The organism is Archangium gephyra (genome assembly GCF_042230915.1).
Classification (GTDB): domain Bacteria; phylum Myxococcota; class Myxococcia; order Myxococcales; family Myxococcaceae; genus Archangium; species Archangium gephyra_B.
Map to the genome: position 1 here is coordinate 2,371,310 of NZ_CP102578.1, position 21,338 is coordinate 2,392,647.

At 70.5% G+C, this 21,338-nt stretch carries 18 protein-coding genes; 11 read left to right on the plus strand and 7 right to left on the minus strand.

Annotated elements, in window-relative coordinates; all coding sequences use genetic code 11:
* Positions 1-69: 69 nt before the first annotated feature.
* Entirely contained in the window at positions 70-1,434 is a 1,365-nt protein-coding gene (gene hemG, locus NR798_RS09445) for a protoporphyrinogen oxidase (protein ID WP_375771111.1), read from the minus strand.
* Between the two features lie 110 nt (positions 1,435-1,544).
* On the opposite strand from hemG, the gene NR798_RS09450 reads away from it, so the two are divergent.
* Positions 1,545-2,237, plus strand: a complete 693-nt coding sequence (locus NR798_RS09450) for an SDR family oxidoreductase (protein WP_375771112.1) — start codon at positions 1,545-1,547, stop codon at positions 2,235-2,237.
* A gap of 1 nt (position 2,238) precedes the next feature.
* On the opposite strand, the gene pdxH is transcribed toward NR798_RS09450, so the two are convergent.
* A complete protein-coding gene (gene pdxH, locus NR798_RS09455) occupies positions 2,239-2,835 on the minus strand; it encodes a pyridoxamine 5'-phosphate oxidase (protein ID WP_375771113.1) in 597 nt (198 codons plus the stop codon).
* Positions 2,836-2,908: 73 nt separating this feature from the next.
* On the opposite strand from pdxH, the gene glgA reads away from it, so the two are divergent.
* The 4 genes from glgA (at position 2,909) to NR798_RS09475 (ending at position 6,785) form a co-directional block, all read left to right on the plus strand.
* Entirely contained in the window at positions 2,909-4,339 is a 1,431-nt protein-coding gene (gene glgA, locus NR798_RS09460) for a glycogen synthase GlgA (RefSeq protein ID WP_375771114.1), read from the plus strand.
* 35 nt (positions 4,340-4,374) lie between these two features.
* Positions 4,375-5,295 (plus strand): serine/threonine protein kinase, encoded by a 921-nt coding sequence (locus NR798_RS09465; RefSeq protein WP_375771115.1) that lies wholly within the window; start codon positions 4,375-4,377, stop codon positions 5,293-5,295.
* Positions 5,295-5,768, plus strand: coding sequence for a hypothetical protein (locus NR798_RS09470; protein WP_375771116.1), 474 nt, complete (start codon positions 5,295-5,297; stop codon positions 5,766-5,768). The genes NR798_RS09465 and NR798_RS09470 overlap by 1 nt, the downstream gene beginning before the upstream one ends.
* A 201-nt stretch (positions 5,769-5,969) precedes the next feature.
* Positions 5,970-6,785: a Uma2 family endonuclease gene (locus NR798_RS09475; RefSeq protein ID WP_375771117.1), complete on the plus strand. Its 816-nt coding sequence runs from the start codon at positions 5,970-5,972 to the stop codon at positions 6,783-6,785.
* 10 nt (positions 6,786-6,795) lie between these two features.
* On the opposite strand, the gene NR798_RS09480 is transcribed toward NR798_RS09475, so the two are convergent.
* On the minus strand, positions 6,796-8,142 hold the full coding sequence (locus tag NR798_RS09480) for a hemolysin family protein (RefSeq protein WP_375771118.1): 1,347 nt from the start codon (positions 8,140-8,142) through the stop codon (positions 6,796-6,798).
* A gap of 64 nt (positions 8,143-8,206) precedes the next feature.
* On the opposite strand from NR798_RS09480, the gene NR798_RS09485 reads away from it, so the two are divergent.
* A complete protein-coding gene (locus tag NR798_RS09485) occupies positions 8,207-8,935 on the plus strand; it encodes a pilus assembly protein N-terminal domain-containing protein (protein ID WP_375771119.1) in 729 nt (242 codons plus the stop codon).
* On the opposite strand, the gene NR798_RS09490 is transcribed toward NR798_RS09485, so the two are convergent.
* The 4 genes from NR798_RS09490 to NR798_RS09505 form a co-directional block, all read right to left on the minus strand.
* On the minus strand, positions 8,932-11,013 hold the full coding sequence (locus NR798_RS09490) for a cation:proton antiporter (RefSeq protein WP_375771120.1): 2,082 nt from the start codon (positions 11,011-11,013) through the stop codon (positions 8,932-8,934). The genes NR798_RS09485 and NR798_RS09490 overlap by 4 nt on opposite strands.
* A gap of 122 nt (positions 11,014-11,135) precedes the next feature.
* The gene (locus NR798_RS09495) at positions 11,136-11,279 is read right to left on the minus strand and encodes a hypothetical protein (RefSeq protein WP_375771121.1); all 144 of its coding nucleotides are present in this window, start codon (positions 11,277-11,279) and stop codon (positions 11,136-11,138) included.
* A 128-nt stretch (positions 11,280-11,407) separates the two neighbouring features.
* The gene (locus NR798_RS09500; RefSeq protein ID WP_375771122.1) at positions 11,408-11,869 is read right to left on the minus strand and encodes a hypothetical protein; all 462 of its coding nucleotides are present in this window, start codon (positions 11,867-11,869) and stop codon (positions 11,408-11,410) included.
* A 343-nt stretch (positions 11,870-12,212) separates the two neighbouring features.
* Entirely contained in the window at positions 12,213-13,037 is an 825-nt protein-coding gene (locus tag NR798_RS09505) for a DUF4142 domain-containing protein (RefSeq protein WP_375771123.1), read from the minus strand.
* 229 nt (positions 13,038-13,266) lie between these two features.
* On the opposite strand from NR798_RS09505, the gene glgX reads away from it, so the two are divergent.
* The 5 genes from glgX (at position 13,267) to NR798_RS09530 (ending at position 21,335) form a co-directional block, all read left to right on the plus strand.
* Positions 13,267-15,399 (plus strand): glycogen debranching protein GlgX, encoded by a 2,133-nt coding sequence (glgX, locus tag NR798_RS09510; protein WP_375771124.1) that lies wholly within the window; start codon positions 13,267-13,269, stop codon positions 15,397-15,399.
* Between the two features lie 147 nt (positions 15,400-15,546).
* Entirely contained in the window at positions 15,547-16,026 is a 480-nt protein-coding gene (locus tag NR798_RS09515) for a hemerythrin domain-containing protein (protein WP_375771125.1), read from the plus strand.
* Positions 16,027-16,131: 105 nt separating this feature from the next.
* On the plus strand, positions 16,132-17,460 hold the full coding sequence (locus NR798_RS09520; protein WP_375771126.1) for a sensor histidine kinase: 1,329 nt from the start codon (positions 16,132-16,134) through the stop codon (positions 17,458-17,460).
* A 40-nt stretch (positions 17,461-17,500) separates the two neighbouring features.
* The gene (locus NR798_RS09525; RefSeq protein ID WP_375771127.1) at positions 17,501-19,351 is read left to right on the plus strand and encodes an ATP-binding protein; all 1,851 of its coding nucleotides are present in this window, start codon (positions 17,501-17,503) and stop codon (positions 19,349-19,351) included.
* 97 nt (positions 19,352-19,448) lie between these two features.
* Entirely contained in the window at positions 19,449-21,335 is a 1,887-nt protein-coding gene (locus NR798_RS09530; RefSeq protein WP_375771128.1) for an ATP-binding protein, read from the plus strand.
* Positions 21,336-21,338 lie beyond the last annotated feature (3 nt).

Below are 21,338 nucleotides of genomic sequence, written 5' to 3' on the forward strand. Positions count from 1 at the left end.
TCCCCTCTGACATGGGAGAGCGGCCGGCCGAGCGGTCGGAAATGCCCGGTGAGCGGTCCCCGGCGGGCCTCAGCGCGTGAGCGTCTCCGCGAGAGCCTGGGCGTTGCGGATGCAGTCGGTGAGGCCCACGCCCTTGTAGGCGTTGCCGGTGACGTACAGCCCGGGCAGGCGGGCCACGCCCTCGTCGATGGCCTCCATCCGCGCCAGGTGGCCCACGTTGTACTGGGGGATGCCCCGCTTCCAGTGGAAGACCTCGGTGAAGACGGGCTCGGCCGAGATGCCGGCCAGCTCCCGCAGCTCCTCGCGCGCGAGCGTCACCAGGGCCGCGTCGTCCAGCTCCACCAGATCCGGCCGCTTCGCCCCGCCCACCATGCACGTGTAGAGGACGCGGCCGCCCTCGGCGCGCCAGGGGAAGGTGGCGGAGGCGTGGATGACGCCCAGCACGCGCCGCCGCTCCACCATGGGCACCAGGAAGCCGAAGCCGTCCTGCGGGGGCACGGAGCCCGGCGCGTAGCCCAGGTGCACCACCGCGACGGGCGCGTAGGGGATGGCCTCCACCCTCGCCGCGAGCTTCTCGTCCAGCGGCCGCAGCAGCTGCGCCGCCACGTACGCCGGCACCGCCAGCACCACCTTGTCCGCGGCCAGCTCCGCCTGCTGCCCGTGCTCCTCCACCGCGAGCCGCCAGCCGGTGCCCTCGCGCCGCAGCCCCACCACCTTCGCCCCGGTGCGCGCCGCCTGCCCGAGCGACTGGGCCAGGGCATCCACCAGCACCTGCAGGCCTCCGTCGAACGAGGCCACCTGTCCCGAGGGCCTGGGCGCGCCCTCGCCCGGGGGCAGCGCCTTCCGCGCCTCCGCCTGCGCGCGCATCATTCCCAGCACGAGGCTGCGGTGCCTCTTCTCCAGCTCCACCACCTTGGGGAAGATGGCGCCCACGCTCAGGGCCTCCACGTCGCCCGCGTAGATGCCGGTCTGCATCGCATCCACCAGCACCGCTGTCGCCGTTCGTCCCACATGGCGCCGGCCGAAGTCCGCCAGCGACTCCTCGCCGTCGGGCCCGCGCCGGGTGAAGAGCTCGCCCATCATCCGCAGCTTCGCCCCCAGCGGCACCACGTCCGACTTCAACAGGGCCGGCGGCGACAGGGGCACTTGCCGGAGCTTGCCCCGCGAGTAGATGAAGCGCCGCTTCGCCGCGGGGTCCGCCGTGCGGATGCGCCCTTCAATCCCCAGGCTCGCCGCCAGCGTGCGCAGGGTGGGCTCCCGGTCCACGAAGCTGTTGGGCCCCGCCTCGGTGAGGAACCCGTCCCGGCTCCGGCTCTGGATGTAACCCCCCAACCTCGGGCCCGCCTCCAGCAGCGTCACCCCGGTCCCTCGCGAGCGCAGCCCATGGGCCAGGGCCAGCCCACTGATTCCACCACCAATGATTACGACGCTCATGCCTGGTTCCACTCCCGGTGCAACACGGGTTTCCACCGGCGGTCATTCTCGGGTCAAGTACCGCAAGGGGGGCGTGTCTTTCTGGGTGGAGGGCGCATTTAATGGGCGTCATGCGCTACGCCATCACAGGGGCCAGCCGGGGCCTGGGTCTCGAGTTCGTTCGTCAGCTTCTCAACCGTGGAGACGCCATCGAGGCGGGGGTCCGGTCCCCCGCCGAGGCACGGCAACTCCAGGAGCTCGCCCAGGGGGCGGAGGGCCGGCTGCGGCTGCACGCGCTCGACATCTCCAATCCCCAGAGCGTGGACGCCTTCGCCGCCGCGGTGGGGCAGGGCCAGCCGCTGGACGTGCTCATCAACAACGCCGGGGTCTACGGCAAGGACGGGGCGCTGAACGAGCTCGACTACGAGTCGATGGCCCAGACCTTCGCCATCAACACGCTGGGCCCCCTGCGGCTCACCGCGGCGCTGCTGCCGGCCCTGCGGCGCGGCTCGGCGCGGCGCGTCGTCCACATCACCTCGCAGATGGGCTCCATCGGCGACAACGGGATGGGGGGCTCGTACGGCTACCGCATCTCCAAGGCCGCGCTGAACATGGCCATGCGCAACATGCACGTGGACCTGCACCCCGAGGGCTTCGTCACCATCGCCATGCACCCCGGTTGGGTGCAGACGGACATGGGCGGCCCCCAGGCGCCGCTGCGCCCCGAGGAATCCGTGCGGGGGATGATCAACGTCATCGACCGGCTCAAGGCGGAGGATGGCGGGCGGTTCTTCAGCTACGCGGGAGCGGAGATTCCCTGGTAGCTCACGGGTAGAGGATTTCCGTCCTCCAGCCGTTGCCCTCGCGCAGATAGACGAGCCGGTCATGCAGCCGGCTCGGCCGCGCGTGCCAGAACTCGATGCGGTCGGGCACCACCCTCAGGCCCGACCAGTGCGGCGGCCGGGGCACGGGCTTGCCGTCGTACTTGCGGGAGAGCTCCTCCACCCGGGTCTCCAGCACCTCGCGCGACGGCAGCGGCTGGCTCTGCAGGCTGGCCCACGCGCCCACCTGGCTGCCGCGAGGCCGGCTCTGGAAGTACGCATCCGCCTCCGCGTCCTCCACCCGCTCCACGCGCCCCTCTATCCGCACCTGCCGCTCCAGCGGCTGCCAGAAGAAGCTCAGGGCCGCCCACGGGTGGCCCAGCAGCTCCCGGCCCTTGCGGCTCTCCAGGTTGGTGTAGAAGACGAAGCCCCGCGCGTCGAAGTCCTTCAACAGCACCACGCGCGTGGACGGCCGGCCCTCGGGCCCCACCGACGCCACCGTCATGGCGTTGGGGTCCACGGGGATGACGCGCTTCGCCTCCTCGTAGAGGGCCGCGAAACGTTCGAACGGATCCTGGGGAAGTTCCACGCTCCCCACCATACCAACCCGCTCCCGGAGTGCGAGCCGCGTGTTTGGGTTGACTCGCGCGTCACACACGGCATCGTCTCATTCCATGAAGATTCTCTACGTGGCCTCCGAAGTCGCCCCCTTCTCCAAGACGGGTGGCCTCGGGGACGTGGCCGGGGCGCTGCCCGCGGAGCTCGCGGCGCTCGGCCACGAGGTGAAGGTCGTCACCCCCCGCTACGCCTCCATCAAGGCGGAGCGCCTCACCCCCACCGGCCACCACCTGGAGCTGCGCTTCCCCTTCGGCACCGAGCGCGGGCCCATCCTCTCGCTGCGCCCCTCGCCCAACCTGGAGGTGCTCTTCCTGGAGAATCAGCACTTCTATGGCCGCAACGGCATCTACGGGGATGCCTTTGGCGAGTTCGGCGACAACCACCGCCGCTACGCCTATCTGTCCATCGGCGCGCTCCAGGCCGCGCAGCGCCTGGGATTCACCCCGGACATCGTCCACCTCAATGACTGGCAGACGGGGTTGACCGCGGTGGCGCTGCGGCGCGCCTACCAGGCGACGTCCCTGGGACGGGCCAAGAGCGTCCTCACCATCCACAACCTCGCCTACCAGGGCCAGTTCGGCAAAGACATCATGGGGGACCTGGGGCTGCCCTGGGAGCTCTTCACTGCCGAGCAGGGGCTGGAGTTCTACGACTCGGTCAACTTCCTCAAGGGCGCCATCCAGTTCTCCGACGCCCTCACCACCGTGTCGCCCACCTACGCGAAGGAGATTCAGCAGCCGGAGGGGGGCGCGAGCCTGGACGGGCTGCTGCGCCGGCGCCAGGGGGTGCTCTCCGGCATCCTCAACGGTGTCGACGTGCACGAGTGGAACCCGGAGACGGACCCGCACCTCCCGGAGCGCTACGGGGCGGACAACCTCGCGGGGAAGGCGGCGTGCCGGCGCGAGCTGCTGCGCCGCTTCGGGCTGAGCCCGGACACGCAGGCGCCGGTGTTCGGCATCGTCTCGCGGCTGGCGTGGCAGAAGGGGGTGGATCTGCTGCTGGAGGTGATGCCCCAGGCGCTCCAGGCGGACATCCGCTTCGTCGCGGTGGGCAGCGGCGAGGGCCGCTACGAGGACGGGCTGCGCACCCTCCAGCACCACTTCCCCGGGCAGGTGGGGACGTTCATCGGCTTCGACCAGGGGCTGAGCCACCTGGTGGAGGCGGGGGCGGACTTCTTCATCATGCCCAGCCGCTACGAGCCGTGCGGGCTCAACCAGATGTACTCGCTGCGCTACGGCACGGTGCCCATCGTCCGGGCCACGGGGGGCCTGGTGGACACGGTGGATGGGAGCATGGACGGGGATGGCATCCTCTTCGAGGCCTTCCACCCGGCGGCGCTGCTGGCGGCCGTGCGGCGGGCCCAGGCGCTCTATGCCGAGCCGGAGCGGCTGGTGGCCTTCCGGCGCCGGGGCATGAGCCGGGACTTCTCCTGGGCCGCGTCGGCACGTAAGTACGAACGGCTATTCGCCTCGCTGCTGACGCAATAGTGGGTGTTCAACACAAAGCGGGGTAGGCTGGAGACGTGTCGCAGCAAGCTCCGGACCTGGGTGGGTATGAGGTCGTCGGCCGACTCGCGGTAGGCGGGATGGCCGAGGTGTACCAGGCGCGGGCGAAGCCCACGACGCAGCGCTCGCCGGGCGAGCCCGACGACGTGGTGCTCAAGCGGCTGTTGCCCACGTACCGCAACGATGGCGCCTACGTGAAGGCCTTCGTCGACGAGGCGAAGCTCACCGTGCGCCTGCGCCACCCGAACATCGTCCGCACCTTCCGCCTCTTCAAGGCCGGGCCGGACTACCTGATGGTGCAGGAGCTGGTGTCGGGCCGGACGCTCGGCTTCATGCAGGAGTTGCTGGTGAAGGCCAAGACGGCGATGCCGCCCGAGGCCGCCTGCTACATCAGCTGGAGCGTCCTCAAGGCGCTGGACTACATCCACCGCGCGAAGCTGGGCGAGGGCGGAGGCAGTATCGTCCATCGGGACGTCAATCCCTCGAACATCCTGCTGAGCGTGGCGGGGGACGTGAAGCTCACGGACTTCGGCGTGGCGGACGTGGAGGGGGGCACCCGCGGGGACACGGGCGCGCTGCGCGGCACGCTGCCGTACATGAGCCCGGAGCAGGTGCTGGGCCAGCCGGTGGATGCGCGAAGCGATCTGTACTCGGTGGGCGTCATCCTCTGGGAGCTGCTGGCCAACCGGCGCCTGCACGTGGCGGACGGCGAGGCGGAGATGATGCACCGGGTGAGGGATGCGCGGGCGCCGCTGCTGTCCACGCTCCAGCCGGAGCTGCCGGACTACGCGGTGCAGCTGGTGCGCAAGGCGCTCTTCGCGGACAAGGCGCGCCGCTTCCAGTCGGCCACGGAGTTCATCCGGGCGCTGGAGGTGCTGGCCCGCCGCATGGGGTGGCCGCTGTCGGTGGAGGCGCTCAAGCCCCTCCTGGGGGGTTGATGCGCCGCTTCCCGCTCCTGCTGTTGCTGCTGCCGTGGCTGGCCGGGTGCACCGGGGTGACGCTGCGCCCGCATGCGCTGGACAAGGCGGTGCGGGTGGAGGAGGTGGGGCTCGCCTTCGCGCCGGACGGCTCCGGGGAGCTCACCCTGCGCCTGGAAGTGGAGAACCCCACCTTCTGGGACGGGGAGGTGACGGGGGTGGACTTCGAGCTGCGCCTGGACGGGCGGCGCTATGCGGTAGGCACGCGGGGGTTGAGCGAGCTGCCGCTGGCGGCAGACGCGCGGCGCACGCTCACGGTGTCCTTCCCGCTGCAGTCCGAGCCCACGACGGGTGAGGCGCCGCGCACGTGGCGGGTGGAGGTGGGGGGCGGGGTGGCGTTGGCCTTCGGCGAGACGGTGCGCCTGATGCCCTTCCGCGCCGAGCGCTACGTGCGGCTGCGCAACTTCCGGCCCGGGATGCCCAAGCCGGAGTAAGGCACGTGGTCAGCCCCATGGACACGGGAGCCTTCTCCTGGAGTCATGGGCCTTGACCTGACCTCGCAAGTCACGTCTTATGGCCCGGTTCCAGGGTGATGGGGGACGGGCGTGGTGACGGCCGGACGCCTTCTGCCCGACGCTTGCCGCCGGCCCCGCTTGGTCACCGTCGAGGAGGGTCTTAGTGTGTCTACCGGCACCATGAGCGCTGACTCCTACCGCGTCGATCCAGACGATCCGCGTGCGCCTCCCCACGAGGTCTGGGAGCGGCTCACGCCCGAGGAGCGTGCTCACGTCGTTGACAGCCTGCCTTCCGAATTTCCGGTCTCCGAGGCCCATCCTCCCGAGGGGGATTCGCACTTCGACGCCAAGGTGCGCGTGCGCGAGGTGCTGGGGAGTTTCTTCTCCCGCGTCGGGCGCAAGGTGTACCTGGCCTGCGAGCTGCCCGTGTACTACCCGGGCGAGCGCATGTTCGCTCCCGATGTCATGGCCGTCATGGACGTGGAGCCCCACTCACGCATGCGTTGGGTGGTGAGCGCCGAGGGCAAGGGGCTCGACGTGGCCCTGGAGGTTCATGTCGCGGGCGAGCGGCGCAAGGACCTGGAGCGCAACGTGGAGCGCTTCGCGCGGCTCGGTATCCACGAGTACTTCATCTTCGACCGGGGACGGTTGAAGTTGACCGGCTGGCGGCTGGCCGGGGAGGGGCGGCGCGTCTACCAGCCCATCGTGCCCCAGCAGGGCTTCTACACCTCCGAGGTCCTCGGGTTGGAGTTGCAACTCGAGGGCGAGCGGCTGCGCTTCTATCTCGGCCGGGCGCCCCTGCCGGAGGCGGACGAGATGATCGCCACGCTCGAGCGGATGGTGGGTGAGGCGGAGGTCCATCGCACCGAGGAAGCCCAACTGCGTGCCGACCTGGAGCAGCGGCTCGCCCTCGAGGCGCAGCGCCGCGAGGACTCCGAGCGCAAGCTGGCCGAGGCCCTCGCAGAGCTGGAGCGGTTGCGCGGCGGCCAGCGCTGAGCCAACGGCCTCAGACCTTGGCCTCCTGGCTCGCGGCTTCCTTGCCGGTGGAGTCCTTGGGCGGTGAGGGCTCCTTGCTGGGTGTCTTGAGCTTGGTCATCCGTACCCGGTCGATGCGCGCCCCTTCCTTGGCGGCCACCGTGAAGGCCCAGCCGTTGTAGGTGAAGCGCTCGCCCACGTCCGGCAGGTGCCCGGCCATCGACGACAGGAAGCCGCCCAGCGTGTCGAAGTCGCCGTCCGGCAGCGAGAAGCCGAAGGCCTGGGTGAACCGCTCCACCTCCATGGCGGCATCCACCAGGAAGCTCCCATCGGCCTGCTTCTCCACCTGCTTCTCCTCCACCTCGAACTCGTCGCCGATGTCGCCGACGATCTCCCGGAGGATGTCCTCCAGCGTCACAATCCCCATGAAGCCGCCGTACTCGTCCACGACGATGGCCATGTGGATCTTCTTGCGCTGCATCTCGCGCAGCAGATCTCCAATCGGCTTGAGCCACGGCACGAAGTGGGCCGGACGGATGATGTCCTGCAGGACGATCAGCTCGGGGTGCTGCAGCAGCGGAATCAAGTCCCGCGCGTGCAACACGCCGAGGATGTGGTCCACGTCGTCGCGGTAGACGGGGATGCGCGAGTGGTTCTCCTCGGCCAGCAGGCGCAGCACCTGCTCGGGCGAGGTGGAGATGTCCACGCACACCACCTCGGTGCGGGGCACCATCACGTCGCGGCAGCGCTTGTCGGACAGCTCGAAGATGGAGCGGATGAGCTGGGGAGCGCTCTGGTCCACCTCCTCCTTGGCGGCCTGGGCGGCGAGCAGCTTCTCCAGCTCCTCGAGGGGCGGAGGAGGGGGCTCGAAGCGCAGGGTGCGGCCGAAGCCACGGGCCACGAGGTTGATGGGCACCATGAGCAGGCGCATGGTCGGGTAGAAGAGGAAGACGAGCACCGAGACGAGCCAGGACAGCCGCATCGCCCAGCGCTCGGGGCCGGCGTTGGCCAGGCCGCGCATCGTCACCTCGATGAGGGCGGCGAGCACGCCCACCAGCAGGGCCCCCGCGAGCACCGTGGCCACGTCCAGCCAGGGGGACTCGCCCCAGCGGGTGAAGTCGAGCAGCTTCGGCGGCACGAAGGAGCCGATGGCGGCGGCGAGGAAGCCGCACAGCACGCTGCCCATGCGCAGGGCGGTGGCGGTGGCCTCGCGCTCGGTCTTGTGGCGGAGCACGCGGCCGCCGGCGCCCGGCGTGGACTGGGCCAGCTCCTGGGCGCGCAGATCGGACGTCCCGTAGAGGGCGGACTCGGCGGCGGCGACGAGGCCCCGCACACCGATGAGGGCCAGGCAGGCGGTCCAGAGGACCCAGGTAGGCATAGGGCCTCTCTACATAGCCCGTGGTAAGAGGAGAAGCACACTTTCCGAGAGGGCTGGGATGCGCATGCGTCCACCAGTGAGCCGCTTCCTTCTGTTGCTCGCCCCCCTGGCCGCCTGCCTGCTGGCGCTGGCCCCCCTCCGGGCCTCGGCCTGGCCGGTGGACCTGGTCATGCCCCTGGAGCCGGGCAAGGAGCGCTTCCACAAGCTGAGCGCGGTGGACTTCGTGGAGGTGGAGGATCCGTCCATCGCCACGGTGGAGATGCTCGAGGGCAGCAACGAGCTGCTGCTCACGGGCCTCAAGCCCGGGCGCACGCTGCTGCTGCTGTACGCGGAGGGGAAGTTCGCCGTGTGGCGGCTGGTGGTGGGCACGCCTCCCGCGTCCGAGCCCTCCGCGGAGCCCCTGCTGGCCACGGCGCGCAAGGCCTGTCCGGGCCTCAAGGCCACCGAGGGCGCCAACCGGAGCCTGTCCGCCGAGGTGAAGGACGCGCGCTGCCGTGACGCCCTGCGCTCGCTGCTGAAGACGGACGCGTACCTGGCGCGCGAGTTGGAGCTGACCTTCGAGCTGCCCCTGCTCCAGGAGCAGCTCGCGGCCCTGACGCCGGTGTTGAAGGGCCTGGGCCTCGGCGTCAGCTACCGCGGGGCGGGGCTGGTGCTGGAGGGCACCACCACCCCGGAGGGCCACCGCCGGGCCCTCTGGGAGCTGTTCCGCCAGTCCGTGGGCCGCGTGGCGCTGGAGGACCGCGTCACCGTGCGGCGGCCCGCGCCTCCCGACGCCGGTACGTCCGCCGACTAGGGCACCGCCGCTTCCGGGCCCCGAGGCGGCTCGAGCACGGCCCGGGCCGCGCCGATGGCCTCGTGCGTGCCGGCCAGCGCGAGCACGTCTCCCGCCCGCAGCACCTCCTGGGCGGTGGGCACCACGGCTCCGTCCTCACCCCGCTGGATGGCGAGCACCGTGGCCCCCGTCATCCCGCGCAGGTTCAGCTCCGCGAGCGTCCGCCCCACGGCGGGACTGGAGTCCTCGAGCCGCACCGGCGTCGGCTCGCCGAGCCCGGGGAGGATGGCGTGGAGCGTCTTCAACTGCTCGCCGTGCTGCTCCTTGGGCGCGCCATGGCTCTGCGCCGCGAGGGCCGAGACGATGACCTGGGAGCCCGCGCGCACGTGCCCCTGGAGGTTGGTGGCGCTGCGCCAGAATCCCACGGCGAGCACGACGAGCTGGATGAGCAGCACGGCCGCGCCCTGGAAGCCGGGGAGGAAGGGCTGGGTGAGGGCCAAGAGGGGCACGCCCACGAGGAGCAGGCTCCCCAGCTGGAGCGTCACCACGAGCGCGCGGCGAGGCGCGGCGGCCCGGTCCAGCTTGCCCTCGGCCCCGGGGGGCAGGGCCAGGTCCGCGAGCAGCATGCCCAGGCCCCGGGCCAGCCGGACGATTCCCACGAGGAACGGCACCGCGAGCGCGGACGCCAGGCCGATGACGATCAGGCGCGCCACCGACGCCCCCATCCCGCCCCGGCTCTCGAGTGTCGTGGTGAGCCGCTCAAGGAAGACGGACGTGCCGATGACGAGCGCGGCGAGCAGGGCCGCGTCGAGCAGCAGCAGGCGGAGCGTGCGGCGCAGCCTCGCGCCGGTGGTCTTCTGGGGCGGGGCGGCACGCAGGCCCTCCACCCAGCTCCCATAGAGGGCCGCGAACGTCTGGAGCGGCTTGGGCAGCTTGCGATCCACGAGGTTGGCCACCGGCCCCGAGGCCCGGATGAGGAAGGGCGTGGTGAGGGTGGTGAGCGCGGACACGGCCACCGCCACCGGGTAGAGGAACTGTCCCGTGGCGTTCAGCGTCAGGCCCAGGCCGGCGATGATGAAGGAGAACTCGCCAATCTGCGCCAGGCTCATGCCCGACTGCACCGCGGTGCGCGTCCCGTTGCCCGTGAGGAACACGCCCAGCGACACGCCCACCAGCTTGCCGAGGATGACCACCACCGTCAGCACGGCCACCGCCACCCAGTGCCGGGCGATGAGCGCCGGCTCGATCAGCATGCCCACCGACACGAAGAAGATGGCCGCGAACACGTCGCGCACGGGCTGGACGAGGTGCTCGACCTCCTTCTCCTTGCCGGACTCGGCCACGAGCGAGCCCGCGAGGAACGCGCCGAGCGCCACCGAGTAGCCAAACTCCTGCGCCAGCAGCGCGACGGCGAAGCAGATGCCCACGCTCGTCACCAGCAGCGTCTCCGGCCGCTCGAGGCGGTGGACGGCGCGCACGACGCGCGGGATGACCAGCAGGCCCACGACGACGAGCCCCACCAGGAACAGGGCCAGCCGCCCGAGCGTGAAGGCGAGCTGTCCCGCCGACAATCCCGCGCCGGTGGAGACCGCCGTGAGGGTCGCCATCAGGAGGATGGCGATGAGATCCTCGACGATGAGGACCCCGACGACGATCTCCCGCAGCTTGCCCTTGATGCCCTGCTCATCGAACGCCTTGGCGATGATGGTCGTGCTGGAGATGGCGATGATGGCGCCAAGGAAGATGCTCTCGAGCGCCGTCCACCCGAAGGCCCGGCCCACGACGAAGCCCAACCAGATCATCAGGCTGCACTGGATGACGGCCGTGACTCCCGCCGTGGCGCCCACCTGGAAGAGCTTGCGCAGGCTGAACTCCAGCCCGAGCGAGAACATGAGGAGGATGACGCCCAGCTCCGACAGGGTCTGGACGATGGTGGGGTCCGCGACGAGCGGAATGGGGACGTGGGGGCCGATGATGAGGCCCGCGATGATGTACCCGAGCACGACGGGTTGGCGCAGCCTCTGGAAGAGGACCGACGTCACCGCCGCGACGCAGAGCACCATCGCCAGCGCCTTGAGGAAGTCGTGAGCACCGTGCATCGCTGAATCACCTGCTGAGAAGCCGTGGAGGAAAGGTCATCGTCTGGTTCATCCCACGCGGAGGGAGCGGGAGCGCGCCCCGGCCCTGGCCTGGACCTGGGTCCGGGACGCTCTCCCTGCCGTCAGCCGAGCTTCTCGTAGGCGATGGCGCCGCCGATGATGAGCACGCAGACGGCGATAGCGAGGATGAGCCGCCACGCCAGGGATGGATCGTGTCCGCCGCTGGTGGGGACAGGGGACTGCGTCGTGTCTTGTTCGTTGCGCAAGGGTGCCTCACGCGCGCCAGGAGAGCTGGCACGCCGGTGAATGGATGGAGTCACGAAGCGCGGCCACACCCCTCCCGTCCGTGCGGCGGGTGCGGGGCCGTGCGTTTCTACCTCTGGGACCGGAAACGTCACGCGGTCCGCGGAGGTCCTTGCGCGGGACAGTTGGCGACCACGGGGCGATCCGCGATCCGGCCATGGCTCGTGGGCACGACGCACGACAGCTGCCGTCTCGTGCGTTCCGCGAGCAGGGCTTCCGGCCGGAGCGCGGGGCCGAGGCGCGCATTGGCGCGCGGGTGGAGCAGGGGCGGCTTGCTGGTGGGCCGCGGCAGCTCCAGCTGGCCCGGTGCCGGCGAAGTGTGGACGCCGACCAGCCGCTGCTGCTGCCCGAGCACGTCCGCGGAGAGCGCGTTCCTGCTCCGCGGCTCCGGCGCCGTGGGGACCCACCGGGCCTCCGCTTGCTCGACGGCACGGGCGTTCATCGAGCACACGCCGGCCACGCTGGCCAGCAGGAGGGCGCAGACCGCGCCTACCCAGGCCATCCATCGGGCGCTCGAGGGCTCGCGCCGGGATGCGTGGTCAACGGTGCTCATGGGTCGTTTCTGCTCAAACCCTCTAACACCGGAGCCTTTCCAGGAAAAGGCTCACCTCCGGGCGAAATGGATGAGCGCGTCGGCGCGTCGGCCATCGGCTCCAGAGGAGCTGGCGCCCCACCGCCCTCCAGACAGGCAGACATGGCCTCGTACCTGGGGGCCCGGTCCCGCCGGTCAGCGGGTACCTGGCTTCGGGCGGTGGCGGCGCGCGGGGACGCCGGGGCCGGGGAGGGCTGGGGAAGGGGTGTGGGGATGGTTCAGCACCCGTGGCCGTTGAATCTGGGCCGGACACCGGCGCGAGGGCCCTTTCCCCCTCGCGCCCGTGCCGCGGGATGAGGCCTCGTTACTTCTTCGGCTGCTGCATGCCGGAGCCGGACTGGCCCGTCCCCATGTTGCCGCCCGTGCCCGTGCCGGTGGTGCCGCTGCCCCGGCCCGTGCCGCCGCTGCCCACGCCGCCATTGCCCGGCGTGGCGTCGCTGCCCGTGCCCATGTGGCCGCTGCCCATGTGGCCACCCATGCCCGGCTCGGTGCCCTTCTTCATGTCCGTGCCCGTGCCCGCGCCGCCCACGCCCATCATGCTCTGGCCCAGCTTGCCGAGCACCGAGTAGGCCTGCTGGCGGTGCTGGGAGACGTGCTGCGTCATCTCCTCCATCAGCGAGGTCATCTGGGCGTTGCCGGTGATGGCCTGCCGGCCCGCCATCAGCTTGCCGAGCGTGGCGTCATGGTCGCCCACCTGGCCGGAGATGTAGCAGGAGTCGAACGGCTCGCCCTTGAGCGCCTGGAGCTCCTCCATGATGGCCTTGTCGGCCGCCATGGCCTTCTTCTCCATGTCGTTCATCGGCTTGGGCATGTCCGCCAGCGTCAGGCCCTGGCCCTGGGCGAGCGTCATCAGCTTCTGATCCGCGGCGGTGTGCTCGCGCACCATCAGCTCGCCAAAGGACTTCACGTCCGGGTTGTTGGAGTTCTGCTGGGCGAGCTGGCCGAGCTTGATCTCCATCTGGTTGGTGTAGTGCAGCCGCTCCATCAGGCCCTTCGGGTCGGTGGGCACCACGAAGCCGCGCAGCTCGGCCGTGCCCTTCTTGTTCTCCTTGCCCGCCTGCTGCGCGAGCGCGGTGCCACCGAGAACCAGCGTGCCAGCGAGGATGAACCCTTGAATCGTCTGCTTCATGTGCGGACTTCCTTTCGTCGGGGAAACGCGGGCGCGCACATTGGCGGGAGCGCCAACGGACTTCATGGATCCGCGGTCCAGAGCGTGTGGAAGCGCACGCTGGGACCCCTTTGCTGATGGCTGGCGGACGCTCCATCTGTCCCGGGTCGGACGCACCGTGCAGTCCTTGAATAGTGCGACCCCCACACACAAATTGGGCGCGCACTCGGTTGAAAGGATAGCGACGCGTATGACCAGGGAAGTCTGGCCGGGAAAGCCGTACCCACGGGGCGCCACGTTCGACGGCACGGGGGTGAACTTCGCGGTCTTCTCGCAGGTCGCCACCCGCGTCGAGGTGTGTCTTTTCGATCCGCAGAACCCCTCGAAAGAGGTGGAGCGGTTCGAGCTGCAGGCGATGACCGATGACGTGTGGCACGGCTACGTGCCGGGGCTGGAGCCGGGCACGCTCTACGGCCTGCGGGTCCACGGGCCGTACGATCCCCAGAAGGGCCACCGCTGCAATCCCTACAAGCTGCTGGTGGACCCCTACGCCAAGGCCCTGCATGGCGAGGTGGACTGGTCCCAGCCCGTCTTCGGCTACACGCTCGGCAACGACAAGCAGGACCTCATGCGCGACGAGCGCGACAGCGCCGCGGGCGTGCCCAAGAGCGTGGTGGTGGGGGACTACTTCGATTGGGGCAACGAGCGCCGCCCGGACGTGCCCTGGCGCAAGACGGTCATCTACGAGGCCCACGTGAAGGGCCTCACCATGCGCCACCCCAAGGTGCCCGAGAACCAGCGCGGCACCTACGCGGCCCTCGGCCATCCGGCCATCATCGAGCACCTGCTCAATCTGGGCGTCACCTCGGTGGAGCTGCTGCCGGTGCACGCCTTCGCGGACGACTCCTTCCTCGGCGAGAAGGGCCTGTCCAACTTCTGGGGCTACAACACCCTGTGCTACTTCGCCCCCGAGGCCTCCTACTCCAGCCGCCGCACCCCGGGCAGCGCCGTCAACGAGTTCAAGGGCATGGTGAAGGCCCTGCACGCCGCGGGCATCGAGGTGCTGCTCGACGTCGTCTACAACCACTCGTGCGAGGGCAACCACCTGGGGCCCACGCTGTCGCTCAAGGGCATCGACAACGCCAGCTACTACTGGCTGATGCCCGAGGCGCGCTACTACCTGGACTTCACCGGCTGCGGCAACAGCCTCAACGCCTCCAACCCCCACACCGCGCGCCTCATCGTGGACTCCCTGCGCTACTGGGTGGAGGAGATGCACGTGGACGGGTTCCGCTTCGACCTGGCCACCGTGCTCGGCCGCATGGGCAAGGGCGAGTACTCCCCCAACGCCCCCTTCTTCCAGATCCTCAACCAGGATCCGGTGCTCGGCCGGGTGAAGCTCATCTCCGAGCCGTGGGACGTGGGGCTCGGTGGCTACCAGGTGGGCGGCTTCCCCGCGCCCTGGCGCGAGTGGAACGGCAAGTACCGCGACGCCCTGCGCCGCTACTGGAAGGGCGACGAGAACCTCGCGGGCGAGGTGGGCCACCGGCTCACCGGCTCCTCGGACCTCTACCAGGGCGCGCGCCGCCGGCCCCAGGCCAGCATCAACTTCGTCACCGCCCACGACGGCTTCACCCTGCACGATCTCGTCACCTACAGCCACAAGCACAACGAGGCCAACGGCGAGCACAACCGCGACGGCGCCGATGACAACCAGGCGTGGAACTGCGGCGTGGAGGGCGAGACGCAGGACGCCAGCGTCATCGGCCTGCGCGAGCGGCAGAAGCGCAACCTGCTCGCCTCGCTCTTCCTCTCGCAGGGCGTGCCGATGATCGTCGCCGGTGACGAGATGGGCCGCACCCAGGGCGGCAACAACAACGCCTACTGCCAGGACAACGAGCTGTCCTGGGTGGACTGGAACCTCGACGAGCGCCGGCTGGCGCTGCTCGAGTTCACCTCGCGCCTCATCCAGTTCCGCCACCGCCAGCCGGTGCTGCAGCGCCGCCGCTTCTTCCAGGGCAAGCACATCTGGGACTCGGAGTACAAGGACCTGGCGTGGTTCCGCCCGGATGGCACGGAGATGAGCCAGGAGGACTGGCAGAAGCCCTTCACCCGCTCGCTCGCGTTCCTGCTGGGGGGCGATGCCATCCCCTCGCCCGACGAGCGCGGCCAGCGCATCATCGGCGACGCGCTCCTGGTGCTGCTCAACGCGCACCACGAGCCCGTCCGCTTCACCGTGCCGCCCCCGGCCCAGGGCTCCCGGTGGGTCATCGAGTTCTACACCGCGGATGACCGGCGGGGCCCCGAGGAGCCGGTGCCCGCCGGCCCCTTCGAGCTGACGGGCCGCTCGCTCGCCGTCTTCCGGGAAGTGCCGGCCAGCTGAGGCCCGGTGCTCCAGCGGGCGGGCACCCACCCGCCCCTCGCGGAATAGGGGCCCTTCCGGGGCCCCGCGCTTGTCTCCCATCCCCGCCGTGCGGAGTGTGTGTCCCGGGGACGACACCACCGTGGGGGTGGGACCCAGGAGCCAACCGTGAGCGCGATCGAGCTACTGAAGCAGCAGCACCGCGAAGTCGATGACCTCTTCCAGCGCATCAAGTCCAGCACCGGTGACGAGCGCATCTCCCTGCTGGGCAAGGTGGCCGAGGCCCTCACCATCCACGCGGCGCTGGAGGAGCAGTACTTCTATCCCTTCGCCCGGCAGCAGGGCGTGGAGGGCCTCATCGACGAGTCCTTCCAGGACCACGCCGAGGTGAAGCAGCTCCTCTCGGAGATCCTCCAGGTCAAGCAGACCGACCCGCGGCTGGACGAGCTGTGCGGCCGCCTGGAGCGGATGGTGACCGAGCACGTGGGCCAGGAGGAGAGCGCGCTGATGCCCCGGGTGGAGGCCGCCTCCAACGCCGAGGAGCTCGTCTCCATGCGCGAGGACATGCAGCAGGCCATCGACAATTGGCGAAACAAGGAACTGCTGCGCATGGCCGAGCACCAGGAATCGCCTCCACCCGCGGTGTGAGCGGGCAGGCGGGGCCGCCCCGCCGCATGTGGGTGCGTGGGGCCATGCAGCGGCCACGGGCGAGCACATTGCCCGTGGCTTTTGTCACGTGGTACCCATAGTCCCATGAGTCCTCCGACGGGGGAGTGCCGCCGGATCCTGGTGGTCGACGACAACAGCGCCATCCACCAGGACTTCCGGAAGATCCTCGCCAGGTCCGGCCAGGGCATCGAGGAGCTGGATGAGATGGAGTCCATGCTCTTCGGGGATGCCCCGCCGCGGAGCAGCACCACCCGTTTCGAGCTGGACTTCGCGCTGGGTGGGGAAGAGGGCGTGCGCCGTGTGCGCGACGCGGTGCGTGAGGGGCGCCCCTACGCCGTGGCCTTCGTGGACATCCGCATGCCCCCGGGCATGGACGGCGTGGAAGCCACGCTGCACATGTGGCGGGAGGAGGCGGACCTGCAGGTGGTGCTCTGCTCGGCGCACTCCGACTACTCCTGGGACGAGCTGTCGCGCAAGCTGGGCACCAGCGAGCGGCTGCTCATCCTGCGCAAGCCCTTCGACAGCATCGAGGTGCGGCAGATGGCGCACGCGCTCTGCGAGAAGTGGGAGCTCTTGCGCGCCAGCCACCAGCGGATGGAGGACCTGGAGCGGATGGTGGAGGAGCGGACGCGGGCGCTGGCGGAGGCCAACGCGCGGCTCTTGCACGCCCAGAAGCTGGAGGCGCTGGGCCGCATGTCGGCGGGCCTGGCCCACGAGGTCAACAACCCGCTGAGCTACATCCTGTCCAACCTGCGCCACGTGGTGCGGGGCCTGGAGACGCTGCCGTGCGCGCAGGAGGGGCTCAAGGCCCGCGATGACCTGCGGGAGGCGTGCCGGGACGCGGCGCTCGGGGCCGAGCGCATCGAGCGCATCGTCCAGGACGTGCGCATCTTCGCCCGGATGGACGAGCCGCCGAGGGAGCAGGTGGACGTGCGCCAGGTGATGGAGCTGACCATCTCCATGGCGGCGCGGGCGCTGCGTCCGGAGCTGCGCCTGGAGCGGGACTTCCAGGCGGTGCCCCTCGTCTGGGGCAGCGAGCACGGCCTGGGGCAGGTGTTCCTCAACCTCATCGTCAACGCCACCCACGCCCTGGCGGGCCGCCAGGAGCCCACGCTGTGGCTGCGCATCCGGCAGCGCGAGGACGGCATGGTGGCGGTGGAGGTGCAGGACAACGGCAGCGGCATCCGGCCCGAGCACCTCAGCCGCCTCTTCGAGCCCTTCTTCACGACGAAGCCGGTGGGGACGGGCACGGGGCTCGGCCTGTCCATCTGCCATGGCATCGTGACGAGGCTGGGCGGAGACATCCTCGTGGAGAGCACCCCGGGCCAGGGCACCACCTTCCGCGTGCTGCTGCCCATGGCCTCGGAGCACTCGCTGGAGAGCGCCGCGCCGGAGCGCAAGCGCTCGGTATGAGCCCGCGAACCGGCCTCGATACCTGACAGGGGGGACGTGGATGGGCTGGAGCCCGCGCGCATGGGTGCTGGAGCGGTTGGACGCCTGGCTGACGCCGGAGCAGCGCCGGCTGCCCCCCAGCGAGCGCTGGCGCTACCGGGTGCTGCTGGGGGCCACCAGCCTGCTGTTCGCTCTCAACGCCCTGTACCTGCTCGCCATCCCCACCTATGCGCCCGGGGAGCGCCTGCCGCAGGCGCTGGCGGTGGGGGTGTGCACGGCCGCCTACGGGCTGGTGCCCATGTTGGCGCGCCGGCGGTCCTCGCCCACCCTCGCGGCCTTCGTGCTGTGCGCGGCCCTGTCCGCCGGCTTCATCCTGGGCACCCTGCCCGTGGACAGGCCGGGCGCCGTCTCCCATGCGGTGGGCATGTTGATTCCGGCCCTGGCCGTCTACCTGCTAGGGCCGGGCCGCGGGTTCTTCTTCACCGCGTTCCTCGTGCTCTACGCGGGGCTCTTCCACCAGCTCTACCACTCCGGCTTCGGCCAGGGGCGTCCGCTCTTCCAGGACCCGGGCGTCTGGATGAGCAACCTCGTCACCGGCCTCAGCCTGTTGATGGGCTGGGCGCTCAGCTGGCTCTACAGCACCGTGCGCGAGGAGTCCCACACGGCGCTGGAGCACGCGCTGAAGACGCTGCACGAGAGCGAGGGCAAGCTGCTCAGCCTCATCGAGAGCACGGAGGATGTGGTGATCGCGCTCGACAGGCAGGGGCGCGTGGTCACCGCCAACCAGACGGCGAAGGCCGTGGCCCAGCACCTCTATGGCAAGGCCCTCGAAGCGGGCTCCCCCCTCGACTGGATCTCCTCTCCGGGCCTCTGGGAGCGCTTCCTCGAGGCCCTGAAGGGAAACCGGACGCGGGTGGAGCTCCCCCTCAGCATGGAGGGCCGCTCCTGGACGCTGGACGTCACCTTCAACCCGGTGCGGGAAGGGGAGCGGGTGGTGGGGGCCACGCTCTTCAGCCGCGACATTACCGAGCGCAAGGAGGCCGAGGCCCGGCTGTCGGAGCTGCACCGCAGCCTGGTGGACGTCTCGCGCCACGCGGGCATGGCGGAGATCGCCACCGGCGTGCTGCACAACGTGGGCAACACGCTCAACAGCGTGAACGTGTCGGCCAACCTCGTGGTGGAGCGGCTGCGCGCCTCGCGGGCCGCCGGGCTGGAGCGGGCCGTGGAGCTGCTGCGGGAGAACAGCTCGCGGCTGGGGGCCTTCTTCGAGGAGGACTCCCGGGGTCGGCAGTTCCCCGCCTACCTGGCGGCGCTCTCGAGCCAGCTCACCCAGGAGCGCGAGGTGGTGCTGGAGGAGCTGCGGCGGCTGACGGAGAGCGTGGACCACATCAAGTCCGTGGTGAGCATGCAGCAGCAGCATGCCCGCTTCGCCGGAGTGCTGGAGCGGGTGGAGGTGCCCGGGCTGCTCGACGACGCGATGCGCCTGCACGCGGTGTCCTTCGAGCGCCTGGGCGTGCAGTTGCGGCGCGAGTACAGCGCCCCCGTGTCCGCGGTGATGGTGGACCGGCACAAGCTGCTGCAGATATTGGTGAACCTGCTGAGCAACGCGCGCCATGCGCTGCTGGACAGCGGGCGGGCGGACAAGCAGCTCACCCTGCGCGTGGAGCAGGCCGGAGCGCGGCTGCGCATCGCCGTGGCCGACAACGGGGTGGGCATCGCCCCGGAGAACCTGCAGCGCCTCTTCACCCAGGGCTTCACCACGAAGAAGGACGGGCACGGCTTCGGGCTGCACATCAGCGCCCTGTCCGCCGAGGAGCTGGGGGGCGCCCTGCGTTGTGAGAGCGAGGGCCCCGGCAAGGGCGCCACCTTCATTCTCGAGCTGCCCATCCCCGTGGAGGGCACTGTCCGCTAGGAACAGGATCCTCCGGTTCCCGCCCCCCCCCGTTCGCCAGCAATCCCCGGTTTTCGGGCATGATTCCCTCCGGGAAGTCACACCGGGGGGGTGTGTCATGTCGAGTTCGTCCGTCAGGGCGTGGCGGGGGGAGGGCGGGCTCCGGGCCTGGTTGCTGGAAGGGTTGGATCTGCTCCTGTCGGAGCCGCAGCGGCGGCTGGCTCCAGAGGAGCTCGGCCGTTACCGGGTGTTGGTGGGGGCCGCGGCCCTCAACCTGGTGATGGCCCTGCAGATGATGGTCTTCGGCCTGGCGTCCGAGGAGCGCGCCTTCCACCTGGTGACGGGGCCCCTGGTGCTGGCGGGCTATGGGAGCGTGCTGGTGCTCGCGCGCCGGGCCCGCTCGCTCTGGCTGCCCTCGCTGCTGCTGTGCTCCATTCTCGGGGTGGGGGTGCTGGCCGCCACGCTCACCCTGCGCGTGCCTCAGGCCTCCACCCACGCGGCGATCATGCTGCTGCCGGCACTGGCCGCCTATCTGCTGGGCGCGCGGATGGGGCTCGTCTTCACCGCGCTCTTCGGCCTCAACACGCTGCTCCTCCAGCCGCTCGTCCAGGTGGGCTTCGACCTGTCGCGCCCGCTCTTCCCGGATGCGATGTCGCGGCAGTTGAGCATCATCGCCGGGGTCTCGCTGCTGGGGGGGTGGGCGCTCAACTGGCTGCACGTCACGGCGCGCGAGGCCTCCCAGTCGGCGCTGCACCGGGCCCTGAAGACGTTGCGCGAGAGCGAGGGCAAGCTGCTCAGCCTCATCGAGAGCACGGACGACCTGGTGATGTCCCTCGACAGGGAGGGACACCTGCTCACCGCCAACCCGGCGCTGCGCACGCTGTTGGTCCAGGCGGTGGGTCGGGAGCTCCAGCCGGGGGAGCCCATCTCCGACGCCCTCCCGGTGGAGCTCCGGGAGCACCTGCGGGGGCCGCTCACCCAGGCGCTCGGGGGGCAGCGTGCGAAGACGGAGACGCGCTTCTGGCTGGGAGAGCGGCTGCTGACGGTGGAGATCGTCATCAACCCCATCCGGGAGGAGGGTGGGGGCGTGGTGGGGCTGACCGTCTTCGGCCGGGACGTCACCGAGCGCAACGAGGCCGAGGCGAGGCTGGCCGAGCTGCACCGCAGCCTGCTGGACGTGTCGCGCCGGGCGGGGATGGCGGAGATCGCCACGGGCGTGCTGCACAACGTGGGCAACACGCTCAACAGCGTGAACGTGTCCACCGGAGTGGTGACGGAGCGGCTGCGCGCCCTGCGGGTCTCCGGACTGACGAAGACGGCGGAGCTGCTGCGCGAGCACACCGGGGCGCCGGACTTCCCCCCCACCGCCAACCCCCGCGTGCGCCAGATTCCGGACTACCTCGAGGCGCTCGAGGAGCAGCTCACGCGGGCGCGCGAGGCGGTGCTCGACGAGGTCCGGGCCCTGGGCGAGAGCGTGGACCACATCAAGTCCGTGGTGAGCATGCAGCAGCAGCATGCGCGCGCGGCCGGGGTGCTGGAGCGGGTGGAGGTGCCCAGGCTCATCGACGACGCGCTGCGCCTGCACGCCGTGTCCTTCGAGCAGCTGGGCATCCAGCTGCGGCGGGAGTACGGCCACCCGCTCTCCGCCGTCCTGGTGGACCGGCACAAGCTGCTGCAAATCCTGGTGAACCTGCTGAGCAACGCCCGCCATGCGCTGGTGGACAGCGGGCGCGTGGACAAGCAACTGCTCATCCGCGTGGAGCAGGCCGGGGCGCGGCTGCGCATCTCCGTGGCGGAGAACGGGGTGGGCATTGCGCCGGAGAACCTCGTGCGCCTGTTCACGCAGGGCTTCACCACGAAGAAGGACGGGCACGGCTTCGGGCTGCACATCAGCGCCCTGTCCGCCGGGGAGCTGGGCGGGGCGCTGCACGCCGCGAGTGAGGGCCCCGGCCGGGGAGCGACGTTCACCCTCGAGCTGCCTGTGAACGAGGCCCGCGCCGCGTGAGGC